This window comes from Clostridium sp. C2-6-12, assembly GCF_009928485.1.
In the GTDB taxonomy this organism is placed as follows: Bacteria; Bacillota; Clostridia; order Clostridiales; family Clostridiaceae; genus Clostridium.
The window spans coordinates 44052-56961 of sequence record NZ_JAABNP010000038.1; the positions used below are offsets into that span (position 1 = coordinate 44052).

The 12910-nt window shown below is 28.9% G+C and carries 10 protein-coding genes; 6 read left to right on the forward strand and 4 right to left on the reverse strand.

What is annotated here, in order from left to right:
- Positions 1–17 precede the first annotated feature (17 nt).
- The 3 genes from manZ (at position 18) to hydF (ending at position 3040) form a co-directional block, all read left to right on the forward strand.
- Complete coding sequence (gene manZ / locus GXK56_RS23145; protein WP_160691896.1) at positions 18–839, forward strand: PTS mannose transporter subunit IID; 822 nt, start codon at positions 18–20, stop codon at positions 837–839.
- A 312-nt stretch (positions 840–1151) separates the two neighbouring features.
- Positions 1152–1322: a hypothetical protein gene (locus GXK56_RS27880; protein WP_202127934.1), complete on the forward strand. Its 171-nt coding sequence runs from the start codon at positions 1152–1154 to the stop codon at positions 1320–1322.
- Between the two features lie 524 nt (positions 1323–1846).
- Positions 1847–3040 (forward strand): [FeFe] hydrogenase H-cluster maturation GTPase HydF, encoded by a 1194-nt coding sequence (hydF, locus tag GXK56_RS23150; protein WP_160691898.1) that lies wholly within the window; start codon positions 1847–1849, stop codon positions 3038–3040.
- Between the two features lie 111 nt (positions 3041–3151).
- On the opposite strand, the gene GXK56_RS23155 is transcribed toward hydF, so the two are convergent.
- Positions 3152–3799, reverse strand: coding sequence for an NAD(P)H-dependent oxidoreductase (locus tag GXK56_RS23155; RefSeq protein WP_160691900.1), 648 nt, complete (start codon positions 3797–3799; stop codon positions 3152–3154).
- Positions 3800–3985: 186 nt separating this feature from the next.
- Positions 3986–5044, reverse strand: a complete 1059-nt coding sequence (locus GXK56_RS23160) for a hypothetical protein (protein ID WP_160691902.1) — start codon at positions 5042–5044, stop codon at positions 3986–3988.
- A 366-nt stretch (positions 5045–5410) separates the two neighbouring features.
- On the opposite strand from GXK56_RS23160, the gene GXK56_RS23165 reads away from it, so the two are divergent.
- A complete protein-coding gene (locus GXK56_RS23165; protein WP_160691916.1) occupies positions 5411–5794 on the forward strand; it encodes a response regulator in 384 nt (127 codons plus the stop codon).
- 277 nt (positions 5795–6071) lie between these two features.
- Here GXK56_RS23165 and ilvD read toward each other — a convergent pair whose 3' ends face one another.
- On the reverse strand, positions 6072–7742 hold the full coding sequence (gene ilvD / locus GXK56_RS23170) for a dihydroxy-acid dehydratase (RefSeq protein ID WP_160691904.1): 1671 nt from the start codon (positions 7740–7742) through the stop codon (positions 6072–6074).
- A gap of 93 nt (positions 7743–7835) precedes the next feature.
- Positions 7836–8522, reverse strand: a complete 687-nt coding sequence (locus GXK56_RS23175) for a FadR/GntR family transcriptional regulator (RefSeq protein ID WP_160691906.1) — start codon at positions 8520–8522, stop codon at positions 7836–7838.
- Positions 8523–8787: 265 nt separating this feature from the next.
- On the opposite strand from GXK56_RS23175, the gene GXK56_RS23180 reads away from it, so the two are divergent.
- Positions 8788–11076, forward strand: coding sequence for a PAS domain S-box protein (locus GXK56_RS23180; protein WP_160691908.1), 2289 nt, complete (start codon positions 8788–8790; stop codon positions 11074–11076).
- A 252-nt stretch (positions 11077–11328) separates the two neighbouring features.
- Complete coding sequence (gene brnQ / locus GXK56_RS23185) at positions 11329–12681, forward strand: branched-chain amino acid transport system II carrier protein (protein ID WP_160691910.1); 1353 nt, start codon at positions 11329–11331, stop codon at positions 12679–12681.
- Positions 12682–12910 lie beyond the last annotated feature (229 nt).

Sequence of the window (12910 nt, forward strand, 5' to 3'; positions counted from 1 at the left end):
ATAAGGAGGATATGAAAATGAGTGATAAGAAATTAAATAGAAAAGATATAATAAGCATGTTTATTCGTTCAAATTTCCTATTAGGGTCATTTAACTTTGAAAGAATGCAAGCAATAGGATTTTGTGTAACTTTAATACCGGCCTTAAAGAAATTATATAAAGGTCAAGAATTAAATGATGCACTTAAGAGACATTTAGAATTCTTTAACACACAACCATTTATGGCTACTCCAATCATGGGGATAACAGCTGCTATGGAGGAACAAAGAGCAAATGGTGCTGATATAAGCGAAGCATCAATAAGTGGTGTTAAGATTGGGCTTATGGGACCTCTTGCTGGAGTTGGAGATCCAATCTTCTGGGGAACTTTAAGACCTGTACTTGCAGCATTAGGTGCTGGACTTGCACTTACTGGAAGCATTATTGGACCATTAATCTTCTTCTTAGGCTTTAATGCAATAAGACTTGCTACAAACTGGTATGGAATGTTTTATGGATATGAAAAAGGAACTCAATTAGTTTCTGATATGTCAGGTAATAAGCTTAGATATCTTACTGAAGGATCTTCAGTACTTGGTTTACTTGTTATAGGTGGTCTTGTTTCAAAATGGACAAGTATTAATATACCATTTGTACTTTCTCAATATACAAAATCTGATGGAACAGAAGTTATTACAACTGTTCAAAGCGTGTTAGATAGTTTAATGCCAGGATTAGTTCCATTATTATTAACATTCTTATGTATGTACTTATTAAAGAAAAAAGTAAATCCATTATTAATTATATTTGGATTATTTGCAGTAGGTATAATAGGAGTGGCAACAGGAATATTACAATAATTAGATAAACTTGGGTTTGAGTTTATGATTTAATATGGTCAAAAGTTAATTTTGGGTACACAACAAGCTTATGTGAGTTGAGTTATCTACATAGAGTAGTAAACAAGAGAAATTTTGTTTACTGCTCTTTTAGTTTTATATGAAAATAATTCAGAAAATTTTAAGATTATTTTAAGCTTTTTTAGTACATAATTTTAACAAATTAGTTGTATTATATAATAAAATAAGTAATTTTTACTAAAAGTGTAATTAAAAAAATAGAAAATAAAGAGAGAAAATTAACATTATTTTAATAAAAAGGATGTGGTGATAATGGGAAACATAATTAAAATTAATATGTACGTGGAACTGAAGAAAAGAAATAAAAATAATCTAAAATTAGAAAATATAGAAGAAATCATTAAAGAATATAATAGTTGGCTAAAAAAGACTAATAGAGAGGACAAAATTGAAACCTATGAAAAATTTTTACAAGCACAATAGCTATTAATGAGGTAAATTAAACAGAAGCGTTTAATTTACCTCATTTTTTACGTTTTTGCTTATTTATATAAGCTGAGATTAATATTATTTTAACTAGAACAATAATTTATTGCTTTCAAAGTTGTTTATAAGTAAGGATTAATAGATATGTATGAAATTGCATAGCTACTTCCCCAAATATATACACACAAGCTATGCTGCAATCAGAAACTTTTCACCATACAATATTAATTTAATTAACTCAAAAGGCCATAATAGTTAATATTTTTATGTATAACACATAAGTTATTGTATTTTTTAACGAAATCTATTAAAATTAATTTGTATTTAAAAATAAAATCAGAAATCTGACAGAAAAGATTATTCTAATCTGAAAGAGGCAAAAAATTAATAATATTTGTATGAAAATAAGCCAGCTTGGTCTGGGTCTATTTGTTGTACAGTGAATTATTAGGGGCTTCTTGTGTCAGTAGAAGGCCTTATTTTTATGCAATTAATTTTAGAAAATTTTAAGGAGGACATTTATGAACAGCACACCAAATTCAAATAGAAAGCACATAGTAATTTACGGAAAAACAAATAGTGGTAAATCTTCATTAATAAATAAATTGGTAGGACAGGATGTAGCTCTTGTTTCAGAAAGAGAAGGAACAACAACAGATCCTGTATCAAAAGCAATGGAACTTCTTCCAGTAGGTCCAGTACTTTTTATAGATACAGCTGGAATAGGAGATACAACTCCTCTTGGAGATTTAAGAGTAAATAAGACTTATGATTTATTAAAAAGAACTGATATAGGAATTTATCTTACTGATATTGATGATATAGACATTGAAACCATGAAAAAAACTCAACATCAATTTAAGAAATATAATATTAATAACTTATTGGTTTTTAATAAAATAGATAAAGCAGATGATTCAAAAGTTAAAGAATTAAAAGAGCAATTTCCGAAAGGAATATTTATTTCAACTGAATCAGAGGAAGGAATAGAAGATTTAAAAGGAGAGCTGGTTAAAATTATTGAAGCAGAGGAAGAAGAACTGCCTTTAGTTGGGGATTTACTGCCTTATGGTTCAAAGGTAATATTAGTAGTTCCTGTTGATTCAGAAGCGCCTAAGGGAAGATTAATTTTGCCACAGGTTCAATGTATTAGAGATTGTTTAGACCATGGTATAAAGAGCTATGTGGTTAGAGATACTGAATTAGAAGAAGCATTAAAGGAAATAAAAGATGTTGATCTTGTTGTTACAGATTCACAAGCCTTTAAAATGGTAGACAAAATTGTTCCTAAGAATATTAAGCTTACAGGGTTCTCTATGTTATTTGCAAGACAAAAAGGAGATATATCAGAATTTTTAAACGGAGTAGAAGTTGTTAGAAATTTGAAACCAGGTGATAAAGTTTTAATATCAGAAAGCTGTACACATAATGTATCTCATGAAGATATAGGAAGAGTTAAAATACCTAAATTATTAAATGAATATGTAGGTGGAGAAATAGATTTTAACTTTAGAGTCGGTCATGATTTCCCTGAGGATATAGAAGAATATAAACTAATTATTCATTGTGGTGCTTGTATGATAAATAGAAAAACAGTATTAAATAGAGTAAATGAATGTAAAGAAAAGAAGGTACCAATAACAAATTATGGAGTAATATTATCCTTTTTAACTGATACATTAGATAGAAGTAAAACAATATTTTTAGAAAAATAATAACAATATAAGAAGAGCTGTATAATCATAGAATTATATATAGAAATTTTATGATTGTGCAACTCTTTTTAGCTAAACAATTACTTCGTTAGATTTGAAATATTCAATTATCTATCTCCAAATTTCATCAATTACGTTATCAATTTTTTTAAATGCATTTTCAATGGCTTCAATTCTTTCTTTTTCAGTTGAACCAGTTTTATCCACCAATAGTTCTTCAAATCTTTTTATACCAATAAATTTCATAATATCATGAACATAATTTAAGCCTTTGTTCATTACAATTTTAAGAAACCATGGAATAGCTCCACCAGATGATTGGACATATATCATCCCCCGTACCTTATCATTTAATAATCCTTCAACTTGATCATCATATATATGAATTGTTTTACCCTCCATAATCACACAATCAAGATATTCTTTCAATGGAGAAGGAAAAGAGAGGCTCCACATAGGTGCAGCAATAACATAAACATCTGCTTCTTTGAATTGATCTGCCAATTTAACCATTTTATGTACTTCTTCTTGTTGTTTTTCGTTTAATTTATTAAAGTCATTTTCATTAATCATACAATTTCTTTTTTCAAAATATGTGTATTCTAACCTTGGAATATGACAATTATACAAATCTAATTCTTCAAGTTGAAATTCTGGATACTTTTTTAAGAATCTGTTTACAAGTTCTCGACCTACTGTTTTACTAGAGGATAGCTCTTCTGGCTTTGAATTTACTGTTATATAAAGCAATTTTTTCATATAATTCACCTCGTAAATATAGATTTAATATTCAAAATTAGTATGTGCTTATTGATTAATATTATTAATTCAAATAGTACAAAATAAGTTGAATTTTTGCTGATTGCCGCAAATATAAAAAGAGAATCCCAATATTTAATAATTAAATAACGGATTCCCTGTACATTAATTTAAAAATTTAATATATTATAGTGCTGAAAAGTACGGATTCCAATTAGTATATATCTTTTCAGTTCTAATGGAATGAGTTATATTATTAAATTTATCAGAAGATAAATTTAATAATTGTAATTTTGAATTAAAGCAATTAGTAAAAGTATTAAGTGCTTCTGGTATTAAAGCAATAGAGTTGTTAAAGGTTTCAAGTGGGTTAGAAGATTCCTTATTATTTCTTTGAGAATTAAATATTTTTGATGTTTCGCTGGCTGCATCATTTGCTGATATGGTTAAATCCTTTTTTAAAGCGTCAGTAAAATTATTTGGATAAGCTACTTCTAAAGTAATTCTATAGGAAAGATTTCTTATTTTTACGCAAGGAATATCACTTTTCACATCTTGGCCATCTATTAGACCTATGGAACGCGTAATGTAATCTTCTTTAACTTCAGGAATATCAACATAAGCTAATGTTTGTGTGTATACATCTTTTATTTGATTTATTGAATAGTCTATTTTATTTTCTAGTTCAATATTATTTGATCTAAAATTTTCACAGTTATTACAGTTTTCAATGGACTCAGACCTATAACATACAAAAGAATCAATTCTTCGTAAGTCGATTCCAAAGTAAATCCAGCTTCGACCTGTCCATCTGAAGCCTGATACAGATCGTCTATCTACATTTAGTAAAAATGTCCAATAACTTCTACCACTTCGTTCCCAAATATATGTGTATTTATAAAGGCAAAATCTAATTGAATTTGAACTTACGGCAAAAGTGCTTGGTGTTCCAGCTCCACCAGTTGCACTAAAAGTTTGAACGCCAGGTCCATTTTTTTTAGGAGTATAGTTTGGAGGTGCAGATTTTGGCATTCCTGGCGGGTTAAAGGCTCCACCAGGGAAATTGAATTCTGGTGGAGAATCAAAGTTACCAGGGAAGTTGTCTGTTTGAGGAAATTTGTTATTTCCTTGTTGTGGGAAGAATGGGGGTCTTTCTCTTGCTTCAAAGTCATATGAAAAATTTGTACTCTCAAATTTCTTAAATTTAATTTCATCATCAAATTCATTTTGATTTAGGTCAATCATTTCTATTAAACTCCTAATTAAATATTTCTAAAATAATATATTCATTAAATAAGGATTTGTTAACTTTAAAATCTCAACTGATTTACATATTACAATATGCTGATTTTTTGTTTTATTAAGCTGTAATTACAAATAAAATGAATAATGGGTAATTATGTATGAAAAGATTGAAATTTAGGATTCATAGTGCTATGATAATATTATAAGAACTTGTAGTAATACTAATTTGTGGATGAACTTAAATTAAATAATAAGTTTATAAAATGTTCAGTACAATATTTTTATTATGTATATTGTTTTTTATATTGATCAGCATTATTTTGTTGATTTTTCGGTTGCATGGTTAAAAAGGGAGGTTGAAAGGTGATGTCAGGAATGAAGAAAAAGATACTAGTAACTGACGATTCTGCTAGTATTAGAAGCTTTATAAGGGGACTATTAGAAGAAGCTAATTATGACATTGTTGAAGCAAGTGATGGAGAAGAAGGAATAAAAGTATTTAAGAAAGAGGGTAATATAGATTTAATTGTTACTGATATCTATATGCCAGTAAAAAGTGGATTAGAACTTGTAGTAGAATTAAAAGAAGAATTTAGAGATTTAAAAGTGATTGTTCTTTCAGATGGAGGTACTTATAATTTTTCAAATGAATTAGGCGTAGTTGAAGCTCTAGGAGCAACCCATTTTATGAAAAAAGATTTAATAAAAGATAAATTAGTTGAGCTTGTAAATAAGGTTATATCTGAATAAAAAGATATTATAAGTTTTTATCATAAATTCTATCGTAATTATTTAAATTACTCACCAGTGCGAAAATATATTTTATATGCACTGGTTTTATTTTTTATAATGTAAAATAACACAATACTTTATTTTTTCTAAAGTATTGTGTTATTTATGTTTAGAATAAATTCCTGGATTTTATCGAATATAAATTCTAATTGAATTTTACGTTTTAATAATAGAAAGTAAAATATTTAAATAGAATTTATAGCACAAATCAGAAAAATTAATGGATATAAAGAAACTAAAACCTTGGAATATCTAAGATAGCACCTTTATTGCCAGATGTAACAAGAGCAGCATATCTTGCTAAGTAACCTGTTGTGATTTTTGGAGCTCTTGGTTTCCAATTAGCTCTTCTTTTTGCTAATTCTTCATCGCTAACTACAAAGTTAATTGTATTAGCATTTATATCTATTTGAATAATATCTCCATCTTCAACTAATGCAATATTACCACCAACAGCAGCTTCAGGAGAAACATGACCTATAGAAGCACCACGGCTTGCACCACTGAAACGCCCATCTGTTATAAGAGCAACTGTGCTTCCGAGTCCTCTTCCAGCAATAGCAGAGGTTGGATTAAGCATTTCTCTCATACCAGGACCACCTTTAGGACCTTCATATCTAATAACAACAACATCACCTTCAACAATCTTTCCAGAGTTTATTGCGTCAAGTGCATCTTCTTCACAGTCAAAAACTTTTGCAGGACCTTCATGTTTAAGCATTTCAGGAACAACTGCTGAGCGTTTAACAACACATGAGTCAGGTGCAAGATTTCCTTTAAGAACAGCTATACCACCAGTTTGGCTATATGGATTTTCGACTGGTCTTATAACTTCAGGATTTTTGTTTACACAGCCTTCAATGTTTTCAGCAACTGTTTTACCAGAACAAGTTATTAAATCAGTTTTTAATAACCCAAGTTTATTTATTTCATTCATAACAGCATAAATTCCACCAGCATCATTTAAGTCTTCAATATAAGTATGTCCAGCTGGAGCTAAGTGACAAAGGTTAGGTGTTTTTGCACTTATTTCATTAGCTATATCAACATTTAAGTCAAAGCCAACTTCATGAGCAATAGCTGGTAAGTGTAACATACTGTTTGTACTACATCCAAGAGCCATATCCATAGTCATTGCATTCATAAATGCATCTTCAGTCATAATGTCTCTAGGTCTTATGTTTTTTTCAAGTAATTCCATGATCTTCATACCTGCATGCTTTGCAAGCTTAATTCTTTCCGAATAAACTGCTGGAATAGTTCCATTTCCTTTAAGGCCCATACCAAGAACTTCTGTTAAACAGTTCATACTGTTTGCTGTATACATTCCAGAGCAAGAACCACAAGTAGGACATACATTGTTTTCATATTCATCTAATTTTTCAGCTGTAATTTTACCAGCATTATAAGCACCAACAGCTTCAAACATACTTGAAAGACTTGTCTTGCAACCATCAACTTTTCCAGCAAGCATTGGTCCACCACTTACAAAGATAGTAGGGATGTTAACTCTTGCAGCTGCCATTAAAAGTCCTGGTACATTTTTATCACAGTTAGGAACCATTACTAAAGCATCAAAAGCATGAGCCATAGCCATAGCTTCTGTAGAATCAGCTATTAAGTCTCTTGTAACTAGGGAATATTTCATGCCTTCATGTCCCATTGCAATACCATCGCAAACAGCTATTGCAGGGAATACTATTGGAGTACCGCCAGCCATAGATACACCCATTTTAACAGCCTCAACTATTTTATCCAAATTCATATGACCTGGTACAATATCATTTTGTGAACTGACTATTCCTATAAGAGGTCTTTCCATTTCTTCTTTAGTTAAACCTAGTGCACTAAGCAATGAACGCTGAGGTGCACTTTTAGAGCCTTTTGTTATTACATCACTTTTCATCTATATAACCACCTTTTTATAATTTAATTACTGTATAATTTTACTTATTGCGTTGTATGATTTTATTATATGTTGTATGATGTCTGTTGTCAATTAGTCATTTTTAATTCCGAGTCCTCTCATTGCATGCAGTATATGAAGCTTCATAGCTGTTTTGGCACCTTCAGCATCTCTCTTTTCTAAAAAATCCATTATCATTCTATGATCATTTAATGTATCTCTTATAATGTCACTATTTTCATTGGATAAAATAACTCCTTTATCAATAGCTCTATAAAGAATAGGCATCAGCTTATTCATGAATTCATTGTGAGTAGCTTTTGCTATAGATTTATGAAAGGTCTGCTCAACTTCAGTTCTATCTTCATTATTTAAAATTTTTTCTTCTTCTAATCTTCCATAATAAAGAATTCGTTCAAGTTCCTTATCAGAAGCACGTTTAGCAGCATAATAGGCAGTTTGCGGTTCAAAGATGAGTCTCATTTCGTATAAGTCTTTTGCATTTAGTTTAGCTGTTGAAAGTCCCTCGAATTCTAAATTTTCATTCAAATCATTTGTTGTTTTTATGTAGGTACCTTTACCCCTTTTGATTTCAAGAATATTATGAGCTACTAAAATGCGAATGGCTTCTCTAAGTGTCGTTCTGCTAACCTTAAGCTCTAAAGAAAGTTCATTTTCATTAGGAAGCTTATCTCCAACAGTAAATCTTTTATCTATAGTAATCATGGCTAGAATATCATCTGCAATTCGTTCAGATAGGCTTTTTTCTCTCTTTGGCATAAAACGCCCTCCTTATTCTTTATGTCCTAATAATATTATAAATAATAACTTCTTTCAATAGGGTTGTATGATGTCTGAATAATTCAATTAAATAAATAGTGAGGATTACCTAAAAATGTATTATAATTATATTATGGTATAATTTATTTAAGTATCAATTATTTTAATATTATGTATATATATTGAAATATGTATTATTTCAATATATATACAATTAAAAAATTTGAATTTTTAATCTGAATTTACAAAGGCTAAGGAGGCATTTATGATATTAAATATAGCAACACTTACATTCCTATTATTTACTACATGTGTAATTCAAATAGTAGGAATATATTTTCAAGCTAAACTTAATAAAAGCTTTAAAGGAACTAAGTATTGGGTATTAGGAAATATATTAAATGCTATAGGAGTATTTCTATTTTTCATACGACCGTTTCTTTCAAACAAGTTCATTTCAATTATATTACCTAGTCTAGTAATTGTTTTGGGGCAAATTGTAATTTACATAGGAATTGCTTTGTTTATAAATAGAAATGTAAAAATAAAGAGTGTTATTTTTATGTTATTAGTTTTATCTATTGGACTTTTTCATTTTACTTATATTAATAACGATATTAATATAAGAGCTATAATATCATCCATTGCTATGGCAGTTAACTCTTTTTTAATTTCCTTTGAACTACTGAAAAATAAAAATACTTCAATTAAATATTCAGCTAATTTTTTGGCAAGTATTTTAATACTATATGGTATTTTTTACATAATACGCTCAATAAATTTCATATTTAATAATATGAGTAACATTTTTGAGCCATCTTTAATGCAAATCAGTGTATTTGTTATTTCAATTTGCGTAAACTATATTTTTTCCTTTGCACTAATAATCATGGTAAATCAAAGATTTAGGGGAGAAGAAATAGAAGCAAAAAAGAAATTAGAATTAATTTTTCAAATAAGTCCAGAGGCTATAGATATAAGTAGATTGAAGGATGGGCTTATTATAGAGGCAAATGATAGGTTTTTATCTATGACAGGATTTACTAGGGAAGAGCTTGTAGGAAATACAACCATAAATTTAGGACTATGGAATAATCTTTTAGAAAGAAAAAAATTTCTTGAGGGACTAATAAGAAATGAGGTTTGCGAAAATTACGAAATGGAATTGAAGAAAAAAGATGGTACTACATTTATTGGATTAACTTCAGCACGAATAATAGAGTTTAATGGAGAAAAATATTCTTTAAATTTAATTAAGGATATTACAGTAAGAAAAACAATTGAAAATATTATAAAGAAAAATGAAGAAAAGTTTAAAGCTATAGCAAATTATACTGCAAACTTAGAAATGTGGATAGGCACTTCTGGAGAATTGTTATGGATAAATCCAGCAGTAAAAAAGTTTACAGATTATTCGCCAGAAGAATATATTGCAATGCCTGATTTTTTAAAAACTTTAATTTTTGTAGAGGATCTACCTAAGGTTAGAGAAATATATTACTTAGCATTGAACAATGAAGACGAAAGTGGTGAAGATATAGAATTTAGATGTGTTAAAAGAGATTACTCTGTTTTTTGGCTTAGTATTAATTGGAACAAAGTATATGATGATTCAGAAAATTTCTTGGGAATCAGAGTTAGTGGAAGAGATATTACAAAGTTTAAGCATGCAAATGATCAAATTAATATTCTTTCACAGGCAATGGAGCAAAGTGCGGTTTCAATAGTAATGACTGATTTAAATGGAAATATAGAATACATAAATAACAAATTTACTGAAATTACTGGTTATACAAAAGAAGAAGTTATAGGAAAAAATCCTAGAATATTAAAAGCCGATTATGATAGCAGAAAGGATTATATAAATTTATGGAATAATGTATTGAATGGTATAGAGTGGCAGGGGCAATTTAAAAATAAGAAAAAAAATGGTGAATATTATTGGGAAAGTGCAAATATTTCGCCAATATTCAATAGTGAAGGAAAGATAGAAAAGATTCTAGCCGTTAAAGAAGATATTACTGAGAGTAAAAGATTAGAAAATGAACTTAAATTGCAAGCTAGGACTGATGAACTCACTGAGATTTCAAATAGAAGATTTTTTGTTGAGGCTGTTGAGCATGAATTAATAAGAACTAAAGGTTATTCTCAAGAATATGCATTTTTAATGTTAGACATTGATCATTTTAAAAAAATAAATGATAACTTTGGTCATGCTATAGGCGATATGGCAATAAAAAAAGCAGCTGAAGTTTTTAAAAAGACAGTTAGAGAAGAGGATATAATAGGACGAATAGGTGGAGAGGAATTTGGAATCCTATTAGTTGAAACTGATTTTCAAAGTGCAGTTAAAACAGCAGAAAAGATAAGAAAAAATGTTGAAAGCATCGAATTGTTTGATTATAAGGGAAATAGGATTAAACTAACTATAAGTATAGGTATTACTAAATACACTAATGAAAGATCTTCTTTACATGAACTTATGGTAGCTGCAGATAAAGCATTATATAAAGCTAAAAATGAAGGTAGAAATAGAGTTGTCAAATGGGAATAAAAGGTAGCCTAAATTATTAGATTTTCTATTCTATTAACAAGTTTTTTAATATTTTATATCAATTTTTTAAAATTCTATAATTTATTCTTAAAAATATTATCAAATTTTAAGAAATGAGTTTTACTATATTATAGAAATATTATATAATATGTAATTGAATCAAGGTATTATCAAAAAAGTTTAAAAACAAATTTCATATAAAAATTAGCTGCAGATTTTTTGATAATATGAAACGTATGAGGAGGACAATTTATGAAAGAGAAATTAAGTTTTCAGCAAAATTTATTAATAGGTTCTTTGCTGTTTGGGTTATTCTTTGGAGCAGGTAACTTAATTTTTCCAGTTCAAATGGGGCAGGAGGCAGGAAGTAATACTTTAACTGCTACTATAGGATTTTTAATTACAGGTGTGGGTCTTCCTATGGTAGGAATTGTAGCATCAGCACTTTCAAAAAGTGAAAGTTTATTTCACATGGCAAAGCCTGTTAGTTCACGTTATGCAAGTATATTCACTTGTTTATTGTATTTAACAATAGGTCCTTTATTTGCCATTCCGCGTACAGCTTCAGTTGCATTTGAAGTGGGAATTCATCCATTTATAGCTGATGAATATTTAAAATTGGGATTATTTATTTTTTCACTTGTATTTTTTATTTTCACTATTTATTTTTCTCTAAAGCCAGGGAGAATTTTAGATTGGGTTGGAAAATACCTTACTCCTATTTTTTTAGTACTTTTATCTATTTTATTAATAGCTACTTTTGTAAAGCCAATGGGAGAGGTAGGTCAATTTGCAGCTCAAGGGAATTATGCTGCTAAGCCATTATTTACTGGATTATTAGATGGATACAACACTATGGATGCATTGGCATCTCTAGCTTTTTCAATAATAATTATTTCAAATATACAAAAATTAGGGGTAAAGGATTCACGTTTAATAGCAGTTGAAACGATTAAGTCCGGTTTAGTAAGTGTAGTTGCTATGACTGTTATTTACAGTTCTTTAGCTTACATGGGAGCAACAAGTTTAGGAAGTGTAAGTCGTGCCGATAATGGTGGAAGTATCTTATCTCAGGTAAGTAATCATTATTTAGGGATTACAGGTGCAATCTTATTAGCAGCAATTGTAGGAATAGCTTGTGCAAAAACAGCAATTGGTTTAATTACTTCATGTTCAGAGATGTTTAGCGAAATGTTTCCAAATTCAATTTCATATAAAAAATACGCTATTATATTTACATTGTTTTCATTTGTAATTGCTAATTTTGGACTAAGTAATATTATACAATTATCCATACCAGTACTTATGTTTTTATATCCATTAGCTATTACATTAATATTGCTAGGATTATTAACACCACTTATTAATAAACAAAAAGATATTTATAAATGGACAACCGCTCTAACGGTTTTTGCAGCTTTTTTTGATTTATGTAAGGCACTGCCAAAGCCTTTTCAAGAAAACAATGTAATTGTACAAATTGTTAATTTTGCTCATTTATATCTACCAGGCTTTGATTATGGCTTTGGCTGGATTATACCAGCATTTGTAGGCTTTATAATTGGATTTATTATTTGGCGCTTGAATCCAAGAAAAGAAAGATAAAAATTTATATATAACTTTTTATAATACTTGAATCTAAAATATATTTCATTGCAGCAAATAATATCACTTCTAGATGATTTTATTATTTTAAGCAGATTATTTAGTTAATCTACTTTCAATAATAAATTAATTTAGAAGTGATTTTTTTATTTTCCAGAAAACTTATAATTTTAATCGTAAGCGTCAAAGAATCGACGCGTAGCGGTAGCGTAATTTAAGTGATAAAATA